This window comes from Polyangiaceae bacterium, assembly GCA_020633205.1.
In the GTDB taxonomy this organism is placed as follows: Bacteria; Myxococcota_A; Polyangia; order Polyangiales; family Polyangiaceae; genus JAHBVY01.
Genome location: JACKEB010000021.1, coordinates 142,915 through 164,388, shown reverse-complemented (window position 1 = coordinate 164,388; position 21,474 = coordinate 142,915). Strand labels below are relative to the sequence as shown.

At 64.6% G+C, this 21,474-nt stretch carries 21 protein-coding genes; 10 read left to right on the top strand and 11 right to left on the bottom strand.

Annotated elements, in window-relative coordinates; genetic code table 11:
- Window positions 1-107 precede the first annotated feature (107 nt).
- Entirely contained in the window at window positions 108-1,004 is an 897-nt protein-coding gene (locus H6718_33310) for a serine/threonine protein kinase (GenBank protein ID MCB9590337.1), read from the bottom strand.
- Between the two features lie 206 nt (window positions 1,005-1,210).
- Here H6718_33310 and H6718_33305 point away from each other — a divergent pair, with 206 nt between their 5' ends.
- Complete coding sequence (locus tag H6718_33305) at window positions 1,211-2,671, top strand: NAD-binding protein (protein ID MCB9590336.1); 1,461 nt, start codon at window positions 1,211-1,213, stop codon at window positions 2,669-2,671.
- Here H6718_33305 and H6718_33300 read toward each other — a convergent pair whose 3' ends face one another.
- The 5 genes from H6718_33300 to H6718_33280 form a co-directional block, all read right to left on the bottom strand.
- Entirely contained in the window at window positions 2,672-3,256 is a 585-nt protein-coding gene (locus tag H6718_33300) for a hypothetical protein (GenBank protein MCB9590335.1), read from the bottom strand.
- A 68-nt stretch (window positions 3,257-3,324) separates the two neighbouring features.
- Window positions 3,325-4,965, bottom strand: a complete 1,641-nt coding sequence (locus H6718_33295; GenBank protein ID MCB9590334.1) for a L,D-transpeptidase — start codon at window positions 4,963-4,965, stop codon at window positions 3,325-3,327.
- Between the two features lie 91 nt (window positions 4,966-5,056).
- Window positions 5,057-7,015 carry a protein kinase gene (locus H6718_33290; protein ID MCB9590333.1) on the bottom strand — a complete coding sequence of 653 codons (1,959 nt, stop codon included), beginning with the start codon at window positions 7,013-7,015 and terminating at the stop codon, window positions 5,057-5,059.
- Window positions 7,016-7,063: 48 nt separating this feature from the next.
- Entirely contained in the window at window positions 7,064-7,477 is a 414-nt protein-coding gene (locus H6718_33285) for a gamma-glutamylcyclotransferase (protein MCB9590332.1), read from the bottom strand.
- The gene (locus H6718_33280) at window positions 7,474-8,646 is read right to left on the bottom strand and encodes a PHP domain-containing protein (protein ID MCB9590331.1); all 1,173 of its coding nucleotides are present in this window, start codon (window positions 8,644-8,646) and stop codon (window positions 7,474-7,476) included. Before H6718_33280 ends, H6718_33285 begins: the two co-directional genes overlap by 4 nt.
- A 202-nt stretch (window positions 8,647-8,848) precedes the next feature.
- Here H6718_33280 and H6718_33275 point away from each other — a divergent pair, with 202 nt between their 5' ends.
- From H6718_33275 to pheA, 6 genes are all read left to right on the top strand, one after another.
- Window positions 8,849-9,118: a hypothetical protein gene (locus H6718_33275; GenBank protein ID MCB9590330.1), complete on the top strand. Its 270-nt coding sequence runs from the start codon at window positions 8,849-8,851 to the stop codon at window positions 9,116-9,118.
- A gap of 204 nt (window positions 9,119-9,322) precedes the next feature.
- Window positions 9,323-10,102 (top strand): FadR family transcriptional regulator, encoded by a 780-nt coding sequence (locus tag H6718_33270; protein MCB9590329.1) that lies wholly within the window; start codon window positions 9,323-9,325, stop codon window positions 10,100-10,102.
- 130 nt (window positions 10,103-10,232) lie between these two features.
- Window positions 10,233-10,559, top strand: coding sequence for an SCP2 sterol-binding domain-containing protein (locus H6718_33265; protein MCB9590328.1), 327 nt, complete (start codon window positions 10,233-10,235; stop codon window positions 10,557-10,559).
- 186 nt (window positions 10,560-10,745) lie between these two features.
- Window positions 10,746-11,537 carry a hypothetical protein gene (locus tag H6718_33260; GenBank protein ID MCB9590327.1) on the top strand — a complete coding sequence of 264 codons (792 nt, stop codon included), beginning with the start codon at window positions 10,746-10,748 and terminating at the stop codon, window positions 11,535-11,537.
- Between the two features lie 52 nt (window positions 11,538-11,589).
- Window positions 11,590-12,276, top strand: coding sequence for a hypothetical protein (locus tag H6718_33255; protein ID MCB9590326.1), 687 nt, complete (start codon window positions 11,590-11,592; stop codon window positions 12,274-12,276).
- 32 nt (window positions 12,277-12,308) lie between these two features.
- Window positions 12,309-13,439 carry a prephenate dehydratase gene (pheA, locus tag H6718_33250; GenBank protein ID MCB9590325.1) on the top strand — a complete coding sequence of 377 codons (1,131 nt, stop codon included), beginning with the start codon at window positions 12,309-12,311 and terminating at the stop codon, window positions 13,437-13,439.
- A 24-nt stretch (window positions 13,440-13,463) separates the two neighbouring features.
- On the opposite strand, the gene H6718_33245 is transcribed toward pheA, so the two are convergent.
- From H6718_33245 to H6718_33230, 4 genes are all read right to left on the bottom strand, one after another.
- Complete coding sequence (locus H6718_33245; GenBank protein MCB9590324.1) at window positions 13,464-13,958, bottom strand: FKBP-type peptidyl-prolyl cis-trans isomerase; 495 nt, start codon at window positions 13,956-13,958, stop codon at window positions 13,464-13,466.
- 66 nt (window positions 13,959-14,024) lie between these two features.
- Window positions 14,025-14,399, bottom strand: a complete 375-nt coding sequence (locus H6718_33240; GenBank protein MCB9590323.1) for an FKBP-type peptidyl-prolyl cis-trans isomerase — start codon at window positions 14,397-14,399, stop codon at window positions 14,025-14,027.
- A gap of 199 nt (window positions 14,400-14,598) precedes the next feature.
- Window positions 14,599-14,997: a TerB family tellurite resistance protein gene (locus H6718_33235; protein ID MCB9590322.1), complete on the bottom strand. Its 399-nt coding sequence runs from the start codon at window positions 14,995-14,997 to the stop codon at window positions 14,599-14,601.
- Window positions 14,994-15,725, bottom strand: coding sequence for a hypothetical protein (locus H6718_33230; GenBank protein ID MCB9590321.1), 732 nt, complete (start codon window positions 15,723-15,725; stop codon window positions 14,994-14,996). The genes H6718_33235 and H6718_33230 overlap by 4 nt, the downstream gene beginning before the upstream one ends.
- Before the next feature lie 292 nt (window positions 15,726-16,017).
- Here H6718_33230 and H6718_33225 point away from each other — a divergent pair, with 292 nt between their 5' ends.
- The 3 genes from H6718_33225 to H6718_33215 all read left to right on the top strand — a co-directional run bounded on the left by H6718_33225 (window position 16,018) and on the right by H6718_33215 (window position 18,515).
- The gene (locus H6718_33225) at window positions 16,018-17,454 is read left to right on the top strand and encodes an outer membrane protein transport protein (protein ID MCB9590320.1); all 1,437 of its coding nucleotides are present in this window, start codon (window positions 16,018-16,020) and stop codon (window positions 17,452-17,454) included.
- 144 nt (window positions 17,455-17,598) lie between these two features.
- Window positions 17,599-18,201: a class I SAM-dependent methyltransferase gene (locus tag H6718_33220; GenBank protein ID MCB9590319.1), complete on the top strand. Its 603-nt coding sequence runs from the start codon at window positions 17,599-17,601 to the stop codon at window positions 18,199-18,201.
- An 8-nt stretch (window positions 18,202-18,209) separates the two neighbouring features.
- Window positions 18,210-18,515 carry a hypothetical protein gene (locus H6718_33215; protein MCB9590318.1) on the top strand — a complete coding sequence of 102 codons (306 nt, stop codon included), beginning with the start codon at window positions 18,210-18,212 and terminating at the stop codon, window positions 18,513-18,515.
- A 21-nt stretch (window positions 18,516-18,536) separates the two neighbouring features.
- Here the strand turns inward: H6718_33215 and H6718_33210 are convergent, their stop codons facing one another.
- Window positions 18,537-21,398, bottom strand: a complete 2,862-nt coding sequence (locus H6718_33210; GenBank protein MCB9590317.1) for a hypothetical protein — start codon at window positions 21,396-21,398, stop codon at window positions 18,537-18,539.
- Window positions 21,399-21,474: the final 76 nt, after the last annotated feature.

Genomic DNA, 21,474 nt, shown 5'->3' with positions numbered 1-21,474 from the left:
GCGAGAACCGGAGCGGAACATACTCGAGTATTTGAGCACCGGAAGCGCAGCCCAAACGAAGCCAGGGGCCGGGATCGGCGGGCGTCCTAACCGGCGAGCCAACCGGCTCAGGCAGCGAGTACGCTTTTCAGTGAGTTGAAGAGCGCCCTCACCCCCAAGAAACGCTCGTCAGGATTGGCAGCTAACGCCTGTTGCACCCAGAAGTCGATGCCCGGGTTTAGATCCGTGCGGAGCTGATGCAGACTTGGGCGCTCCCCTTCGGTGACCGCCACGAGCAGCGCCCCGAGGTTCTTGCTGTCGAACGGAGGCTGCCCCGTGAGGCAGCGGAAGACGATTGCACCAAGCGCGTAGACATCGACCCGCCCGTCAATCTTGCCGCCTTTCCAGGTTTCGGGCGCGATGTAAGTCGGCGAGCCAGCGATTGTCCCGTCGGCTGTGAAGCCTCGCATGCGCACGAACTTGGCGAACCCGAAGTCCAGCACCCGCACGCCGCCGCCGTGGGCGTCGTCGATCAAGAAGATGTTTCCGGGCTTGAGGTCGCGGTGGACGATACCCAGCTGATGGGCGCGCTCGAGCGTGGACACGACGGGTCCCAGCATCTCCAACAGGGCTTGGGCCGGCATGCGCTGTCCACGCTTATCGAGCTGGGTGAGCAAGTCGTCGAGCTCGAGGCCATAGAGACGCTCCATGACCAGACACAGCGCGCCATCCGGGGACCACACCTGATCCAAGACGCGCACCGCAGCGGTGCCCGTGAGCTGAGTCATGGCCCGTCCTTCACGGAACATTCGCTCGCGGAAATCCGGGTCCTTGGTCAGTGTGTCGTTCAGCACCTTGATCGCAACCAAGTCGCCGTAGCGCTGGTCCTGAGCCTCGTACACGACGCCTTGCCCGCCGCGGCCAAGCACCTGCAACAGACGGTAGCGGTCCCCTACCGTCTGCCCACTTCGATCCCAGTTGCTGTGTCCCCCGGTGCTGCGCATCGGAACCTGTTCTTTTATCACGCGCACTCCTCCATCCGCGATGGTGAGTGGGGACAAGCGCACAGAGTTTCATCGCTTCACTCATCGGCGTGCGGATTCTTCCCGCGCGGCTTTTCCGGCGGTGTTGTTGGCAGCGGATTCTTCGAGGCAGACGGCACGCGCTCGGAAACGGCTAGGATCTGCGTCATCTGCCACGCCTGCGGACGGTGTGCGATAGTATCCCGGCGATGCCCGTCAGCGACTCCAGCGCAGAACACCCTGCGGGTGATTCCGCGCCGATGGCGGGTGAGTTCTCCAGCGCGGGTCGCTCGGCTCTCGGCACCGGCGCACTGCCCGTGGCGCCGCCGAGTTCACGGGCGGAACCGGGTAGCTCACGCACCTCGCCGCGGCTCCGGCAGCTGATTCGAAGCTCTTGGCTGGATCGGCTGCGCGCAAGCAAGCCCGTGGGCTGGCGGGGCGGGCTCCTGCTGCTCACCTTCGTCGCAGGTTTCATCGCGCTCTCGAGCGGCGTGGAACTGACGGATCGGCCCGGGGTCTCGAGTGCGGGCGTCCTGACTCGTCTGTACTACGCGATTGGGCTGTTCGTGTTGGGCGGGCTGGATCTCGGAATGCCACGCGGCGGGCCTGCCTGGGGACAAGACCTCCTGTGGCTGGTGTACTTCGTCGCGCCAGCCATCACTGCCAGCGCCGTCATCGAGGGCGTCCTGAAGGTCCTCGAGCCTCAGTCTTGGCGCCTCAGAAGACTCCGCGGGCATGTGGTGATCAGCGGCTCGAGCCGCCTCGCAATGCTCTATCTGAAGCGGTTGCGAAAACTGGAACCGCGAGTGCCGGTGGTGGTGGTGGACCCACGCATCGGGGAATCGCTCTCGGATCAGGCGCGAGAAATATACCGCGCGGAAATTGTACAGGGCGACATCTCGAGCAGCGCAGTGCTAGCGCGCATCCGCCTTGACCGCGCCGCGCGGGTGGTGCTGCTCAGCGACAACGATTTCTCGAACCTCGACGCGGCAACGCGGGTGCTGAACCTGGCGCCAGGGCTGGAAGGCCGCATCATCGTTCACGTCTCCGACCTGCGCTTCATGCTGGGGATGGCCCACACGCTAGTGGCCCGCACCTGCGCGACGTTCAATGCCCACCAGATCGCCGCCCGTCACCTGGTCGAGACGCGCATGCTGAAGCACTTCAAGCAAACGCTTCCCCGAGATCGCGTGGTGCTGGCAGGCTTCGGACGCTTTGGGCAGACCGTGCTCGAAGAGCTGCAACAACGCGCGCCGAAGAGCTTCGATCGCTGCCTGATCGTGGACACCAACGCCGAGCGTGCCTGCAGTGAATTCGCAGAGCAGGTTGGCTTTACCGAAGGCTACGAGCGCTCGGTAGTCGAGGGTGACATCAAGGATCCCCGACTTTGGCGCGGCTTGGAGGAGAGCCACCAGCTCTCGCTGTGTCAGCCAGTGATTATCGTTGGCTCAGGCGACGACGCGACCAACCTGCGAGCCGCCATCTGGCTGAAGCAGCGCTGGCCCAGCGCACTGGTGATCGCACGCAGCTTTCGCGCGTCGCTATTCGCCGAAGAGGTGTCTCGAGAGAGTGGCTTCGAGATGGTCAGCGTAGCCGACCTATTGCTCGCCAGCATGCCGGAGAGCTGGTTCGCGGTGCGCGGGGAATCACAGCGCGATCTCGCGGCGTGACTAGCGCCGCGGACTCCACTCCACATCCAGGCGCACACTCCCCTTGCCCAGCTCACCGATGTCCAGGTGCGTCTCCCCACGAACCTCGGAGATGTCGAACACCGCAGCCGCCGCGCCCCACCACGCCAAGGAGAATGCCTCGCTCTTGCCGAGCAAGGCGGGCATTTTCCTCACAGTAATGATAGCGCTCCCGCGAGAGTCGAGCTCGGCCCCCTCGACGGTCATCTCCCCACAGCCGCGAGCCACGAGATCATGGACTCGCGGTGCCATCCGCAGGTAGCCGAGAGTACCTCCGCCATACAGGGCGCGGGCGCCAAGGCGCACCGGCTTGAGCAACGAGCGCCCGAAAGCCTCGAGCATGAAAGAGTGCCAAAACTGCTGTGTTTGCGCGTTGCCGAGGGCGCTCAGCAGGCCTTCCGAGACGGCGACTTGCACCTCGGCGTCGATCCAAGCCAAGAGCGGCGCGTCCCGCACGACCCGCCGCGTGTCACCAACCGCCGCCCACACCGCGGCGCGCTGCGCGTCGGGGAGCTGCTTTGCATGGGCCATGGTGAGTTTCGGCCAGCTCGCTCGCACTTGGGGCATTCTGCGCTCGGAGCGTACCAGGTGGCTTCAGAACTGCCAGGGGTCCACTCCAGGCTTCGGCGCCAGAATCACTTGTGAATGTGGACTAGGGTGCCGTCCTCGAAGGATTCACCCGCGTAGGCGGCGTGCCAGTGCTCGGGAACCTTGGGTGTCGCCCACTGGAAGACGAAGCGCGCGTCGATCGGCGCCACGTTGACGCAGCCGTGAGACCGCGAGCGGCCGAAGTCGTCGTGCCAGTACGCTCCGTGAATCGCGTAGCCTCCCTTGAAGTACATGACCCACGGTACGTCGCGCAGCTCGAACTCGTGGTCGGCGACGTTGGAGTCCATCGTCGTGGTCACGTGCTTTTGATAGATGTTGAAGGTGCCACGCGGCGTGCTCAGGGTCTTCTTCGGATCGCCCAAGCCATCGCGACCTGTGGAGACCAGGGTCGCGTAGATCGGCTTGTCACCCTCCCACAGCACCAGCGTCTGACTGACGATCGAGATGTCGATCCACTTGCGGCCCTTGCGTGCCCAGCTCGGCAGGCTACGGGGCTTCGCAGCCGTCTTCAGGTCCTCGGATCGCAGCCAGCGTCCGTTGCGAGCCTCCACCATGCGCACGCCTTGGATGCGCTCCACCTTCCCGCTGAGCGCGATGTACTCGCGCCAGCCAAGGCGCTCGCCCCTCTCCAGCTTCCCGCCCTTCACGTCCCACCAAGTGGCGCCCGCCTTACGGGCGAAGGCCACCGGTAGCCCGACGCTCGAGATGTCGTAGCCGTGGAACGGCGAACCGCTATCCGCCTTGAGCTTATCCGCAGGGATCAAGCGCGCGTCGGTGCTGATCGCATAGCGGCGCTCGGTCTCCCCTTCGCCGGCGACGAAGGTCCCGATCAACGCGACACCAGCGTGCCGCCGGACGCGGTCCGCGATGACCGCGTAGTCCGGCGCCTTGAAGTGACTGATGTTCGGGATCTTGCGATCGCCCTGGAGCCACCACGGTGCCTCGTCGTGACCGTCTCCGCCGTAGCGTTCGCTCATGTCCATGGGCGTGGCGTGGTCCGGTATCGCCCCAATCGCGACGCCCTTCTCGTCCAGAGGCACGTCGTTGGCGCCGACGTCCAGCGCGTCCCACTTCTCGTGCAGCTTGCGATAGCTTCGCAGGTGGCGCGCGAGGCGCATTTCGTACTCGAACATCTGCTGCTTGCTCGGCACGCGGAGGTAGTTCGGCGCGATGGACCGCAGGAATGCGTAGGCGTAAGGCATCGGGCGCTTCTGATTCGGTTCGACCTGTAGGGCGCGCGCGATGGGATGCTCGAGGTTGGTGGTCGCGGAGTCCTTGTCGGCACACACGAACCCAACGGGACGAACCGCGTACCACCCGCCCTTACAGTCGCGCTTGGTCACCGGATCCTTCGAGCGCGCAACCCGCGCCCCTGCCCGCAGGTAGCCAATCGCGGTCGCGCTGCGACTCGGCTTTGCGTAGACAGGAGTCAGCATGGAGATCGGCGCGAGCTTGGGGTTGTCCGCCGCTGGAACCGGCACTTGAGACCAGTCTTCCTCCGCAGGTAGCTCAGCGCCGCCGTTCTCCGCCTTGACCTTGCTGAGCCCTGGGTCCTTCTTTCCGCTGCTCTCTCCCCCCCCGAAAAAATCCGGTCCGCTGCAGGCAAGCAGTGCCGCGCTGGCCAGGATGGGGGCGAGGTAGCGCACGTGGGTAGTTACTCGGCTCATGGGGTCCACATGCACAACCCCGAGGATTTGGGCCAAAAAACTGAAGTTTTCAGCCGAGTTTTGGGAGCCGTGCGCCGCCGAGGGGCGCGGCCTAGCGGGAAGAGACCGGGTCCGGCTTGGGCTCGACGTGTGAGAGTCGCCCGTCTCGGGCCTCGTCAGGGATCAGCTGGCGCAGCTGCCAAGCGTGGAGAAACAAGCTGCGCTCGGCCGCGACGAACGCGTCCACGCTGCGCAAGGCGAGCTGATAGGCAACGACCATCACGAAGACGTGGAAGACCAGGAGCCCGAACACCACGAGTCCCCCGCTCATCTCGACCGCCCAGGGCGTGATGTGCAGACCGTGAGAGTCCAGCGTTACGGAGCGGGGCAGAACACCCGAAAACTCGAGCGCGACCGGGATCAGCACGGCGCCTATCGCGAGCACCAACACGATCCAACGCAGGGTCGCATCGGATCGCAGAGACATCAGGTACACGAGGAACGCCATCATGCCGAGGGTTGGCAACACGACGAAGGGCCCGAACAGCACGCTGGTCGCAGAGATCGACAAGAACGTCAGCGTGAGTCCGACCGCCCCGTGCCAAGTGTCGAGGCGCGGACGCTGGGTCATGAACACGGACCACCCCACGGAGACCGCCATCGTTCCCATCAAGATCGCCACCGCGAGCCAGCTCTTTACCCCGGAGTAGAGCAAGAACGGCAAAACCAACAACCACCCAGCGTATGCCATCGCTGTATTCCGCGCGGAATGTTTTCGGTCGCGCTGCAGGATCTGGTCGATTTCCGCCTGAGCCTCCGGGGGCATGTGGCGAGGCGGATCCGCCAGCAAGCTGATCAGCGTCGCTAGGGCGCCTTGATGCGTGGGCTGCAGCGCCAGCGCGGCGTTCACCTCCCGCAGCGCTCGGGACCGCTCCGCCGAGCCGCGCTCGGCGTCGTCCTCTAGCGCGCTCTTGGTGAGAGCTACTTGCGCCGACTGGGCGTGCACGTTGGCGAGCGCTGTGCGGCGCTCGTCGTCGCGGGCACCATCTAGGAACTGTTCAATCGCTTCGTGAAGCTCACGGGCCTCGGGGCGCTCCGCAGGGTCGAGCGCCGTGGTGCGCTGACAGATATCGTCCAGTTCCCTAGGGATCTTACGATTGGGAGCGCGCGCGCTAGGGCGCCCAGCGGTGCCCATCAACGTGGAGGTAAAAATCTCGTCGATGGTGTGGCCGCGGTGCATCTGCTGGAACGTGACGAGCTCGAACAAGATCGCACCGAGAGCGTAGATGTCTGCCTTGAAATCGACGGAGCCGGCGCCACGGATCTGCTCCGGGGGCATGTAGCCTGGACTGCCGAGTACGCTCCCCGCCTTGGTTTGAGGATCGTCAGAGGCAGGCAAGAGCACGCGACCACCGGTCGGCTCTTCGACCTCGGGGAGCTTTGCCAGCCCCCAGTCGAGCACGATGACCTCACCGAAGTCACCGAGCATGATGTTGGCTGGCTTGAGGTCGCGATGCACCACGCCTCGGGAATGCGCATAAGCGACCGCCAGGCACACGCTGCTGAAGGCGGTCAGCAAGCGGCGCCGGGAGTAGCGCTCGATCATCTCCGGATCCCCTGCACGGATCCCTGCCAAGATCCGCTCCAAGGTGAGCCCGTTGACGCGCTTCATGGTGAAGTACGCCGTCGTGCCGGTGCTCCCCAGATCGTACACGGGCACGATGCTCGGGTGCTCGAGCTGTCCCTGGACCCGCGCTTCACGGAAGAAGCGCGCGCGCAGACTCGCCCGCTGCCCCATATCCTCGCGGATCACTTTCATGGCCACGTCTCGGCCAATGCGGTGATCGCTGCACAGGTGAACCACGCCCATGCCGCCTTCCCCCAGCACGTCGACGAGGTCGTAGCGCTCCTCGAACCCTTCGTCGGTCGGCGGCTCCGGGTTCGGGTCGACCGGGTTCACCTCGGTGCGCAGCGTGGGTGACGACTTCCAGGTGTCGACGTCCTTCACTATCGTGACGGCATCATCGCTGAACCCCGCGGACCCGCGGTCTCGATCGAAAGGCGGCTTCACCAGTCAGACATCGTACACCGGCGAGGCCAAGGTTGGCCTGGTTCCAGGCTACCAAGTCCGCCGCGGCAAGCGCGTCACGCGGCCCCGCTGGCTGAATTCCTCCACTTGCTCGGCACGCATCACATACGTTTCGCTGGTCAGCACGCGATCTCCCGCCTCCAGGGCTACGGAGATGATCCGGCGTTGATAGAGCTGTGGCACGTCTTCGAAGCGATCCAGGCGCGCTAGCAGGACTTCGCCGATTTCGAACACTTCACCCGTGATGTACCCGGGTCCGGCGCTTGGATCCGGCGTCGCCAACCAGCCGGGCTGCGCCGACGGAAAGACCAACGCGGGGTAGTCGTCGACCTGAAACAACCACGCGGGATCGAGGGTGCGCGCAGCACCCAGGAAGTGCGCACCGCTCAGCTCATCCGCGTGTTGGTAGCCACGCTTGAGCGAACCATAGACGAAGAGCCTCATGGCGTGAGCCTCTGGGGTTGGAGCCAGGCCTTGCGTCCCTGAGTGTCTCGCACGACCGCGCGCACATAACCTTCGTCTCCCCGGGGATCGTACTCGGCGGTCGCCCCAGCGACCTTTCGGAGCAGCTTGCCGCCGCTGCCGATGAAGCGCGTCTCATACTGCTCACCTTCGCTCGCTTTGATTTCCACGCGCCAATGCTTCGGATCCCGCTCCAGCGTGTTCAGCTCCACACCGCTCGAAGCATAGAAGTCGCCCCGCTCGAGCGCCCCGCGAATGCTGGCCTCGTTGGGCTCTGCGTACACTTGCACCCAGCCGCGGTCGCCGGTGTACGCGCTCTTCATCTGCTTGCGACGCGCGTCGGCCTCCGAGAAGTGGTGTGCGTCGTCGGTCGCGACGCCGTAGACCACTAGACCTTCCGCTAGCACCGCATCCCACAGCGACTCGGCGTGGGTCTCGGCGCGCTCATGCCCGCCTGGATGCTGCGAGTCGAGGGCCGCGTTCGACACCTCGAAGAACTTCGCTCCCCCACGCACCAGGCGCGCGAGCAGCCGCGCATCCACCGCGAAGTGAAAGTTTGGATGCATGATCATCCCCATCCCGCCGAGCTTCTCCGCCAACCCCAACTGGGCGTCGTAGGCGGCGAAGCGCCCCGCCTGAAACGGTAACTTCAGCTCCTGCGCGTCGCTGACTCCGTGGAGAAACACCGCACCCGTGTGGAAAAGACAGCGGAAGCCAGGGGAAGCCGCCGGCTCGCACTCCGTCGCATTCTGAGTCAGCTCCGCCCCGGCGAAGACCAGCAAATCATCCGATGGCGACGGAGCAATCGTCACCCGATTGTGATCGGTTATGGAGACGAAGCGGTACCCGTGTTCTGCATAGAACTTCAGCACCTCTTCGGCGGGCTCTCGCGCGTCGTAGGAGCCGGCGCTGTGCACATGCAGCTGCCCCTTCAGAAACGCCGCAGCGGCACCTTCGACAGGCGAGCTGGCCGCCGCGGCGGCATCCGCCGTGTGTTCCGTCGCAGGAACGGACGTTTTTTTAGGGGGTGAGGCGCTCCAGGTGCCACCTGGCTCAGGCGCAGTCGACGCGTGCGTCGGCGCCCCAACCGTTGGCTCCGCCCCCCCGCAGCCCACAGCAATCAACGCAACCGTAGTGACTATCCACCTCACGATTGGAGGGGCTAGCAAGATCGGCGGAAGACGGCCAAACCCCGAGCGTATGAGGCGATGAGGCGCTGATGGAGCGCGCGAAGCATGCCCAAGTGCGGTTTGCTCTGCGAGCAAGCGCGCCAAGACTCCGAATACTGATATGCTCCGCCTCGTCTCACGGCGTGCTCAAACCGCAAACGTGCGGGTGCGAAGGGGAAACTTCATGAGAATTCAGCTTCTGTGTATTGGATTGGCTGCAAGCGTTGGCTTGGCCGGGTGCATCATCGAGAACACGCCCGCAAACAGCGCGCCTCCAGCTGCAACGGCCACCAGCACGGCCACCGCAACCGCCACGGCCGAAACGACGGCCACCACCACGGCCACGGCCACGGTCGATCCGACGGCCACCGCCACCGCTGAGCCCACGGCCACCACGCCGGCTCGCGGGTTCGGTGCTCGCCCGGCGCCAACTCCAGCGCCGTCGGGGACCTGAGTCCCTAGCTTTTCGAAATCGATCGCGAGGCTGCGGAAACGCAGCCTCGCTCGATTTTGCGCCCAGCAAGCGGGACTCAAGGCGCCGAAGGACGGCCCAAAAACCGTTGGAGATTCAATAGTTCGCTGTTCCGGGAGGCGACGACAACCAAATTGTCCAACAAACTTGGTTGATTGTTGGACAATTCGTCGCTAAACGGCCGGTGTGGCAGCAGTCGCACGGGGAGCGACGCGAGGCCGAGAGGTCAAGCGTGGAGGGGGTCGAGGGGCTGGTAAGTCCGGCGGCACCCTGGCTGAGCAAGTCGCCGAACAGCTCAAGCGGGAGATCCTGAGTGGCGCGTACGCCCCGGGAGACAAGCTGAAGCCCGAGCTGACGCTAGCGGAAGAGCTCGGCGTGAACCGCTTTACCGTGCGGGAAGCAATGCATCAGCTCGAACAGCTGCGGCTGATCGAGCGGCGGCCCGGCGCTGGCACCCTGGTGCTCGACTACTCACAGAATGCGTCGGTCGACGTCATTGAGTACCTGGTGTTGAGCGAGGACGGGGTGGTCAACACCACGGTGCTCGACAATTTGCTCGAGACCGCGCTGATGCTCAGCGCCGACTTGGCAGCATTGGCGGCCGAACGCCGCACGGAAACGGATCTGCGCATCCTGGACAGCGTCGTGTCCAAGATGCGCGGTGAGAGCACACTGAGTCGCCTGTTGTGGCTCGACTTCGATTTTCACTGGGCACTCGCGGGCGCCGCCAAAAATCTCGTCCCGCGGCTGCTCATGAACAGCGTCAGGGGATTGCTGAAAAAGTACGCGCATCTCCTGGAAACGCTTTGGGTTTCCCCAAGCTCCATTGGAGACGGCTACGTTCACGTAGTGGCTGCAATCCGCGCCGGAGACGCCGAGCGCGCGCGAGCGCTCGTGAAGTGGATTTGGACGAGTCGTCATCAACGCTTCGTCGAGGCGGTTCGAGAGATGAGCGGCACCCCATAGCTCCTCCGGCGCTCAGGCGCCGGTCGAACGGTTCGTGGTCTCTGGCCACGACCCAAACTCCGCGCCCTTGCGGGCGCACACAAGCAAGCAATCGCGTCGCTTGGCGCGAACGAGAAAGTAGGGAGATACCATGGCAACTGCAGCAGAGAAGATGGCCGATGCGGGCGAGAAGATTGGCGCGAACAAGGAGAAGGCCGCAGAGATCGGCGCAACGTACAAGTTCGTCCTGGACGGCGACGGCGGCGGCACCTGGATCATCAACCTCAAGGACAACCCCGGCGTGACCGAGGGCGAGGGCGACGCGATGTGCACCATCAAGATGGCGGCCAGCGACTACGTCGACATGGTTGAGGGCAAGGCCAACGGTCAGCAGCTGTTCTTCACGGGCAAGCTCAAGATCGAGGGCGACATGGGCCTCGCCATGAAGCTCCAGAAGTTCACCGAAATGCTCAAGTAGAACCGGTCAGGCGTCGGACGCAGTTCGCCCCTGGGAGGGGCATAACCGACGCCAAACCGAGAGCCGCGAGCCTTCACCGATTCGGTGAAGGCTCGCTGCGCTTTTGTGGCCCGTACGCGCCCCCCACGACGACGCAAATCACCTGCCCCCAGGCACGCACACTCTCGTGTATTCTGACCGCACTTCGTGGCTCACAAGACTCCTCCACAGTTCGACCGCAACAACCTCTCTCCAGAAGAGCGCGCCAAGGGGCGCTTCGAGACCGTCCGGCTCCAGCCCGAAGACGCCAAGGCGCCAAAGAAGCGCCGCCGCACCGCACGCACCGAAGTGTCGGCTCAGGACCTGGGCGCGTTGCCCGACGGCAACAAGCCCGACGTCGAGGAGGTCACCGCTGTGTTCCCTCCCGCGGCTGAGGCGCTCGACGGCACGGATCCCCCCCCAGGGCGCCGCACCCCCGCGCGTCCCTTGAAGGCTCCAGATTTCGGCGGGGACTTGCCGCGAAATGCCCCTGGCTGGATGCGACGCGCGCGACGCATGGCCCTCGCGCTGGAAGCGGCCATTCGAGCGCAGAACGTCAGTGACACGACAGAAGCGTGCATCGAACGCGCGTGGGCCGCGTGGGAACTCAACGGCTCGAGCGACGCGGAGATCGCTCACGTGAGCCACATCGCCCAGCGCGCCCACGCGGCGATCCGAAACACACCGCGCGCCGAGCTGGCGGAGGCTGTGAACGACTGCGCCGAAGTCCTGTGGAACGCGTTGCCCGCGCATGTGCTGCGAAGTGCGACGTTTGAGCAGGTTGTAGAAGTCGTGCGCGGTATGAAGGCCGAAGCCGATCCGTGGACCGCAGTGCTCGACGCGACGTGCTCGCTGCTGGGCTGGACGGGTACCTCCCGCGCTCACGCGGCACAAGCCATCCGGATCGCGGTGCTCGATCATCCACCGAGCTCTTCCACTCCAGAGATTGGCCTGAGATAGGCGACTTTTTCGGGTTATGGTGAAGACTGCCTGAGTCGCTCAGGTAGCCACCATGGACACCCCGCGCTCACACCTATTCGACACCGCACGCATGTTCGGCGATGAGGACGACGAGCGCGAGTCCGGCCGCTCACTCCTCGAGACCGCGTTCACGCGGCCGGATGAGGAGCTACTTCAGCTCTCCCAACGCACGGAAACGCCCATCGCGCCGCCATCGGAGGATCCGATCTCGGTGCCGAACGACGACTTCGACGGAGTGCACGCCCTGCCCCGTCTACCGATCGACGCGCCCGAGTGGATGCTCCAGGCCCGTCAGCTATCCGTGCGCCTCGAACGCGCGATTGCCAAAGGCCGCGCCAGCCACACTGCGCAGCTCCGGATTCAGCGCGCCGCCCTCGCCTATTCGGCGCTCGAAAACTCCAACGCACGCATCGTCCGGGTGGCTCATATGGTGCGCCGCGCGCATCGCGCCATTCGTGAGACCCAGCGCCCAGTGCTGGAGCCTGCGATCAGGGATTGTGCGGAGATCCTCTACGGAGGCCTCTCCACCCGGCTGCGCCAGGTGACGCCCTTTGAAGCCGTGCTCGAGATCGTGCGTCAGCTGTACGCGGAGGCCGATCCTTGGGTCGCCGTCGTGAACGCCACGGCGTCCCTGCTTGGCTGGTCGGACGCCGCTCGACTCCACGCCGCAGAGGCGATTCGCACTGCGATTGAAGAGCACCAGCGGCAAGAAGGCTGAAGCAACGCCTCGGGGGTGATAACTAGCCACCCATGTCGGGCCCCGAGGATTCACCCAGCGACGCGGACCAATCAGGTGTTGAGGCTCTGGATGTCAGCGAGGTCCGGGCGCACATCGACGCGCTGGATCTGCGGCTCCTCGAGCTGCTCGACCGCCGCGCGAGACTCGCGCTGCGTGCTGGCGAGCTAAAGCGCAGCAGCGGAAAAGCCATCCACGACCCAGAACGCGAGACCAAGGTCTTCGAGCGCCTGGAGCAAGCGCTCGAGGGGCTGCCTGCCGCCGTCTTCCCGGCGCGCTCTGTCAGGCCGGTATTCCGCGAGGTAATCAGCGCGTGCCTCGCACTGGAACAGCCGCTCTCCGTTGCCTATCTGGGCCCTCCGGGGACCTTCAGCCACATGGCGGCGAAGGCGGCGTTCGGCGTTGCGATGCGCTACGTCGACACCTCGACGATTGCTGGGGTCTTCGACGCCGTGATGCGCAAAGAGGTGACGTATGGCGTTGTCCCGATCGAGAACAGCACCGAAGGCGGAGTGACGTTCACTCTGGACAGCCTGATCGAGAGCGACGTGCGGATCCGCCAGGAGATCGTGATCGAGGTCGCCCACTGCGTCGTATCGCGTTCGCCAGAGCTTGCCAGCGTCCGCAAGGTGTTCACTCACCCCCAACCCCTCGGGCAGTGTCGCGCGTGGCTCAACACCAACTTGCCCCACGCAGAAATCGTGCTGAGTTCGTCGACCGCAGCCGCTGCACGCCTCGCATCGGAGGAGCCAGGTAGCGCGGCGATTTCCTCGCGCCTCGCGGCGGAACTCCACGGGCTAACAATTCTCCGCGCGGATATTCAAGACAAGAAGCACAACGCCACGCGCTTCCTGGTGATAGGCGAGCAAGACGCGCCCCCCACGGGTAGCGACCGCACGAGCATCGTGTTTTCTGCACCCCATGAGCAGGGTGCCCTGCGGCGCAGCCTGGAGATCTTCGACGACGCGGGGATCAACCTCTCACGCATCGAGTCGCGACCTGCGGGCAAGCTCTGGGAGTACGTGTTCTTCGTCGACCTCGAAGGCCATCGCAGCGACGAGAACGTCAAACAAGCGATCAAGGCGCTGACCGATCGCGCTGCCATGCTCAAGGTGCTCGGGAGCTACCCACGCAGCGCCAGCTAGCGCGCTGCGTGGACGCCGCGTGAGCTACTTGATCTCGAGCAGCTCGATCTCGAATACCAACGTCGCGTTCGGGGGGATCGTGGGCGGGCTACCGGCCTTTCCGTAGCCCTTGGCGGCGGGAATCGTCAGCTTGCGCGTGCCGCCCTTCTTCATGCCGACCAAGCCTTCGTGCCAGCCCTTGATCACGCTGCTTTTCCCCACGGTAAATTCAAACGGCTCGTTGCGGTCCTTCGAGGAGTCAAACTTGGTGCCGTCGAGCAACGTGCCGGTGTAGTGCACACTCACGGTGTCCCCGTCTTTGACCTCGGGCCCAGTGCCCTCCTTGATGTCCTCTTTCTTGAGTTCGGTGATCCCGCCGGTCACGTCCTTGGGTGGCGCGGTGGCGGTGAGCGCCGTCTTGCGCTCGACGGTCGAAGGCTCTGGCACCTTGTCGTCGCACGCCGTCGTCAGAAACACACCTAGGACCAGGCTCAGACCACCAATCAATCGCAAGTGGTCGGGGATTCGCAGAGTCGACATGGCCGCCTCTTAGCCCGAGGTCGGCCTCTCGACAAACGTTGTTGCAGGAGGGGCTGGCTCGCCGGGCTATTCGACGCCCAACAGCTCGATCTCGAAGATCAGCGTGGAGTTCTCGGGGATCTTCGGCGGGTGCCCCTTGGCCCCGTAGCCGAGCTCAGGAGGGATGGTGAGCCGGCGGATCCCGCCCACTCGCATTCCCAAGAGCCCTTCCTCCCAGCCCCGGATCACGTAGTTTTTCCCTATGGTAACGGAGAACGGCCTAGCGCGTTCCCGCGATGAGTCGAACACACTGCCATCGGTCAGGGTCCCCACGTAGTGAACGACGATCGTGGTTCCGCTGACGACCTCGTCCCCGGTGCCGACCTCGAGATCGTCAATCACCAAGCCGTCGGCACGCGGAGCTTGGCTGTTTGGAGCGCTAGGCGTCGCCGGATACTCCATGTCGGACTCGTCCGCGGAGTCGACTTCGTCGATGGCGATGGTCGGTGCGCTCTTCGCCTCGGGTTGCGGTGACGCACACCCAGCGAAAATCAGCGCGGCGGCTCCGACGCCTGTGACCCAGGCGACTGGAACCGAGGCGACTGAAACCCAGGCGACCGCACGCTGGACGAGCGTGCGGCTTGGATACGTAAGAGGCAACTCAGTCGGCGTCTTCGAGCAGCCGGTTGCCCACTGCGATGGCGCCATCCCGGGCACTCGCGATGATGCGCTTCGCCTCAGCCTCGTTGAGCTTCAGTCGCTTGACCAGCTCGTCGAGCAACTTCTGCTCGCTCTCGGAGGTCTTGCCGTCCGCAGCGCTCAAGAGCGCGGCGTTGCTCAGCAGGATTTCCTTGCCCTCGTCGTCCAGCTCATCAAAGGGCACGTCGTCGAGGGTCTTGCGCTCCTTGGCGAACTCTTTCAGCTCCGCCTCTTCTTCGTCACTGGCGTCATACAAGCCGAGAAAGCCGTCAATCACGCCTTCCTCGGGCGCCGCGACCTCACCATCGGCCCACGCCACGGCGATCAGGGAACGAACGATGTTCTTCTCTTCGGGAGTCATAGGTCATTCACCGACTTGGCCGGGTCCTTCGCGCAGTTGATCGGAGGCGGCTCCGGGTAGTCATCCGTGCCCGTGCCACTCACGCGGACCATGGTCCAGGTGGAGCCACCGATGTCCAGCGCAGCAGGCTTGCTCACGGCGCCCACAGGAATGGTACCGCAGTAGAAGTCTGCCATCTCGCAGAAGCCGCCGGGCTCGGCGCGCGTCTCCGCGGGGCAAGACAGGATGGTGAGATCGTTCGCCTCGATCGGACTGCCGCTGATGGGGTTGGCAGCGCCGTCTACCGCAAGGATGCTCGCGATGTAGGACATCGAACCGCCGCTGATGGGGAACGGACCGACCGTCAGAGGCGAGCCGACCGGTGTCTTGCGGTCGTCCTTGTTCAGCGGCTGCATCTCCCACGTCATGCTCAACGCGCCGCCTCCGCTGTCCTCGGTGGTCACCGTGGTGAGGAATACCAGCGGAATATCGTCAGCGATCGAGGCGGACAGGGTGAAGAAGTACGTGCCGTCCACCACCCCGGACATGGGGTTGTCACAGGTGAAGTCGCACGCGCCTTTGACGGGATCGCAGGTGGTGCCTCCCGCGAAGTCGCCCTTGTTGATCTGATCGGTGCAGCGTTCGGCGAACGCCTGAAGCTCCCCTTCGGGATCAGCACAACTCACCGCCAAGAGCGCACCTGCCACGGTGAGCAGCGCAACCACCGAACCCCTAACGAGACGTCTCACACGCCGACTCTGCCAGACTGCGACCCTGAGTTGAAGTCCCGTGATGCGACCGCTGACTCTCCAGGGCTGCGCGGGCGAAACCCCATGGAGGTTTCCGCGACATCTAGGTAAAAGAGTCATTGCGAGTAGTTCTGCAACTGGAGCTGCTCCTCAGTCCGCGCCGGGTTGGAGGCAAGGACCGCATCGTTCGAGTCCATCGGTACCCCACTATTGCGCGGGAAGCGCGCACCACCAAACGGGACACCGTGGACATCCGAGGCACATCAAAAGCCGTCTGGAAAGGGTCGACAGCATGAGTCAGCGACGGGGACAGGGTTGGCGGAGCAAGTGCCTCAAGGGAGGCGCGGCGGTGGCACTCGCGAGCGGAGTGCTGCTCAGCACTGGGGCCGCCCACGCTTCCGGTTTCTCGGTCGCGCGCTTCGGTGGTGAGCACGGCACCCCAATGACCACGAACGGCACCAGCCTCTATTACAACCCGGGTGGCTTCGCTGCGAGCGACGGCACCCACGTGTTCATCGACATCACCGCCGCTTGGCGCTCCGCAAGCTATCAGCACACGGTCGCGCCAACGGACTACTCGGAGCAAACGGGCGCAACGGACCCAGACACCGCTCGCGAGGCCAACACCCAGAAGGCCACGTTGTTCAACGTGATCCCTTCTCCGTCAGCCTTCGTCACCACCAAGCTGGGTGATCTCGGTCTCGCCCTCGGCTTCTTCACGCCCTTCGGCGGCGCAGCCAAGTGGGGCAAGAACGACAAGTTCGAGAACGACCCCAAGTATCAGGGCCTCTACGATGGCGGTCAACGTTGGTACACGATCGACGGTCAGCTGCGCACTTCGTATCTGAGCCTGGGAGTCGGCTACAATTTCCCTGACGCCGGGCTATCAATCGGCGTCGCGGGCAACGCGCTGATTAGCCTCGTGCAGACCCTACGTGCGCGAAACGCGGACGGCAGCGACAACATCCAGCGTGAAGGCCGTACCTACCTCGACGCGACGAGCTTGGATTGGTCGATTGGTGTTGGCGCGCGCTGGGCCCCCAACGACCAGACGGCGATTGGGCTCTCCTGGCAGTCGGCACCGAACATCAACGGCAAGATGCGCTTCGAGGGCACGCTGACCAACGTCTACGGCCCAGAAGACGCGCAGGCGGGCGGCAGCAGCGGTGACACGGACTTCACCGGCAACCTACCGAATGTTTTCCGCGGTGGTATCGAACACAAACTCGACGAGACGGTAGCGCTGCGCTTCTTCGTGGACTACCAGACCTGGAGCGCACTCAAGGACCACTGCGTCGTCGCTCCCGGCGGGACCTGCGATATTCAGGAAGACGGAACGGACGCGAACGGCGTGGGCACCGTCAACCAGCCCCGCCACTGGAAGGACACCTGGGGCGTGCGTGCCGGCGCGAGCTACTTCCTCGATCAAGGTAGCGGCCCTGAGCTCTTTGGCGGGATTGGCTATGCGTCCAACGCGATCCCTGACGAGTACCTCGAGCCGGCGCTGATGGACTTCGACGCGCTCACCCCGGTGGTTGGCGTACGCTTCAACGTGAACGACGACTTCGCGATCGCCACGTCCTACACCCAGGTCATCTACTTCTCTCGCGACACCACGGGCAAGTCGGTGCTCGCTGGGAAGAGTCCGCCGTCGAAGGGCCCCGACGCAGGCGGCAAGTACAGCCAGGCGATTGGTGTGCTCAACCTCAACGCCGACTACAAGTTCTGAGCGCCCGGCTGTTCCCGCTCGGCGGCTCCCGCGAGCGTTTCCGCCGCGCAAGGTCTTGGCAATGTACACCGGGCCTTTCGCGGCGGCGCTTTTTTGGCTTTCGGGGGTAGAAGAATGGCCACTTGGTCGGGCTAGACTAAGCCCATGGACCAATTCCGTCGCTTCGACGAAGCGTACTACCATCGCTTCTACGAGGATCCGAAGACGCGCGTCGTCTCAGCGGAGGAGCACGCCAACTTGGCGAGTTTCGTGTTTTCGTTCGCTGACTACAACAACCTCAAGGTCAAGTCGGTGCTGGATGTCGGCGCAGGGGTTGGCCACTGGAAGCAGTGGATCGAGAAGAACAAGAAGGGCATCAAATACATCGGTACCGAGGTGAGCCAGGCAATGTGCAAGAAGCACGGCTGGCAGAACCGGGACATCGCCCGTTGGCGCGACCGCAAGCGCCACGACTTGGTCATCTGCCAAGGCGTCCTGCAGTACCTCCCGGATCCCGACGTTGCCCCGGCGATCGCGAACTTGGCCGCCATGGCCGGCGGTTTGATCTACCTCGAGATCACCACTCGCGCTGACCTCCGAGAGCAGTGCGACAAGGATCGCACCGACAGCGACATCTACATCCGCAACGGCTCCTACTACCGCGGCATCCTGCAGAAGCACTTGGTCCACGTCGGTTGCGGTCTGTACTGGCCCAAGGACATCGCGTGGCCCTTCTTCGAGCTCGAGATGTGCGCCACCACCAAGTAGCCTGAAGCATGAGTAGCCGCGCCCGCGTCATATTCCGCATGGTATTTCTTGCGCTGGTGATCGGCGTGACCGTGCTCGGCATGCTCAATGTCTTTGGTGACAACAGCGCGGTCAAGCAGCAGGCGATGGAGCTCGTTTGCGGCAAGCCCGGTTGCACCGTGCACGTCGTCAAAGAGGAGCGCACGCCGTTCTCCCAGAGTTACGGCTTTCAGGAGTCTCGCCAGAGCCAGCGGCTGATCGAAATCAAGTGCGCGCGCCAGTTCGTGCTGCTCGGCGCCTACGAGTGCCAGAACATGTCGCCCGCCACGCACTGACGCTCGAGTAAGAGGGGCGGTTCACGCCACTGCGATACCCAAGTCCTGACGCAAGCTCAGGTAGGGCTCTGAAATGGAGAACGCCCTGAGGTCGTCCAAGATCTCTTCGCTGGACGCCCCGGGCAGCGGGAGCCGCTCCACCAGGCCCTGAATCGTTTCGAGATCTCCGCCGAGCAACAGCCCAACCCGGCTTCGCCCAAACGCCAAGCGCCGCCGCCACTCGGCGAGCAGACGGCTCACCTGCTTGATCGGCAGCTCCGCTACGGCGGCTTCCAAGTCCGCCATGCCGTCATCGTCGAGCAGCTCCTCCAGACGCTCAGCGAAGGCCTCTGTTTGGTCATCGACGTCGATGCCCGTCGCGCCGCCGAGGTTCAGCCCAGCCAACAGCAGGTGAGCCAGCTCAGCGTCGCTGGCATAGACCTCCGCCAGTTCGAACGGACTCACGAGACCCGCCAGGGTGCGACCCCAGACGAAGCCGAGTTCAGCGGGACCGAGTCCGGAGCCCAGCTTTTGAGCGGCCAAGACCCGGGGCTGTCCGAGGGCACCTTCCACGCCCTTGGCGCTCGGTAGGATGCGCACGCCAATCTCCGAGCCGAAGCTCTGTTGCCAATCCGTGCGGATCCAAAGTTCCGGTGCGTCCACACCCAGCAAGCGGGAGGCCCAGCCAAGCGCCCGCACCAGCGTGGCCGTGCTCTCTGGATCCTGCTTGGTAGCGCCATCGAGCCACGGCATACGCATGCTGTGCTCGGTCGCTAGCCGGAGAGCGGCCGATTCGAGCCGTGCGAAGACGGCATCGAGCTTCGTTTGGGCCTCCCCTACATTCGCGGAGCCTAGCGCCGTGCTCTGCCAGCGGGCCGGCGTCAATCCACGGCTCGGCGTGATCGCGCCGTCGGGGCGGTGCTCGGTCGCGAGCAACGACTCGTTGATGTCCGCTTCACCTAGCGTCTCGAGGGCGATGGCTGCGTTCCATGCGGCGTCGACATCCTCAGCCTTCTCGAATAGCCACAACGCCCGACGATACACATCGGCATTGCGAGGGTGATGCCGTGCGGCAATCTGAAACTGGCGGGCCGCCGGCACGTATTGCTGCTCCGCTTCGTAGAGTTCGCTGACGAAATAGTACAGGTCGAGCGCCGTCGGGTCGCACTCGAGGGCGCGCTGAAAGCTTCGTTTCGCGCCCTCGAGCTCGTCCAGCTCGTCGCGATACAAGAGGCCCAAACGCTTCGCCAGCTCGAAGCTGACCGGGCCCCGAGGCATGCGCTCGAGGCTGGCTTCATACGCCTTCGCCAGGTCGCCGAAGCGCCGTCTGCCGGCCAACACCTTGCTCATGAGTTCCAGCGCCTCGAGGGCAGCTGGGTCCGCCTCCAGCGCGCGCCCGCACAACTCGAGCACCTCTTCCCCACCCTCGAGCTCGGAGTCTGCGAGCTTTGCCGCACGGATCCAGATGCGCGCTTGCTCCTCGTGGTCGAGAGTTACCTCGCCCGCCGTAGTCAGCGCACGAATCGCCTGGGCGGGTCTCTCGAGCTGACTGAAAGCGGACGCCAGCTCCAGATAAGCGGAAGCGTTGGCGGCGTCGGCCGCGCACGCTGACTCCAGGGCGGTGACGGCCTTGCGCGGGTCCTGATGCTCGAGCCAGATCTTACCGAGCTCCACGAGGCTCATGCTCTTCACGTGAGGGTCGTCGGTCTGCTCCGCCCGGCGCCGCACCCAGTCGCTCAGACGTTGGATATCTCCCCCCGCGAGCACCAACGCCTTCGCCTCGGAGAACGCCACTGCGTCCAGCGGCGTGATGGTGAGCGCCTTATCGTAGTTGTGCAGCGCCTCCTCGGCCTTGCCTTGTCCAGCCTTCGCTCGCGCCATACCCAGGTAGACCTGAGCATGATCCGGTCCCCGCTTGCTACCGAGCTTCAGCAGCTGCTTCTTGTATTCGACGAGCGCGGCGTCGTATTGCCCTGCGGCAAGAAGCTCGGCGGGGTCCGGGGGCGGTGGCGCACTGGGGCGCACCGAGAGCGGAGCGGACGAGGGTGGCATGGACTGTGGGCGCCCCGAGCTTGGCGGTATGGACTGCGGCCTCTGGGAGCTAGGCGGCGAGACGGCTTGCATGTTCGGGTTGCTGCGTCCCGTCGGCTTGGGGGGCGGCTTGCCGAGGCGGCCGGAGCTCTTGGGCGCCTCACTGATGGGAGCGAGATCGCCAGCGCTGGCTGGCGGTCGTTCCGAGTTCCGCGGCTCCAGCAAGACCTGAAGGACGTGTTCTCGCGCGGGGAAGAAGCCGACGACCTTGAGCTCCGCGAATGCGGGATCCTCTCGCATGCGGTCATAAAGCGACTTTGCGTCGAGAGCCCGACGTTCGCTCTCCGCCCGCTCCAGGGTGAGCAAGAAGAGCCGGGTGAGTAGACTGGGTTGAGGGGGTCCCGCAACGGCCGGTCGCGCTGAGATCAACAGGCTGACGTCCGGAGCTTCTGCCAGGTTTTGCCGCACGGCATCGACCAGATCGATCCCGAGCGTCGGATTCTCGTCGTCTTCTTCGTAGACTAGCTCGAACACCACGAGGCGACCGCCGGCGCGCGCCGCCAGCACCTCGCTCAGCTTCCCGACGGAGAACACGCCTCCGCGAGGGTCATCCAAGACCAACTTGGCATCACCCTCACTCAGCCGGGCGTAGCCAGAGAAGTAAAGCAAGGTGTCGCCTTGCTCCGTTCCAGCGAAGGCTCGCTCGAGCCGCCCCTTGAGCTTGCGCCGCGGAATCACCCGCTCCAGCGCGAAGCGCGCATCAGGCTCCGCGAGGCGATCCTCCATCAAGTCCCCATCGAGGGCGCAGCCGGGTCGAGGTGTAGCGCGAGGGTTTTGGTCGTAGTTGGAAGCGAGGATGACGGCGAGTCGCATGATTAGCCCGTGCAAAAGGGCCGGCGCCGGAGGGTTCGATTGCGCCGACCGGGAGGGGCGATGCAAGTACCACAAG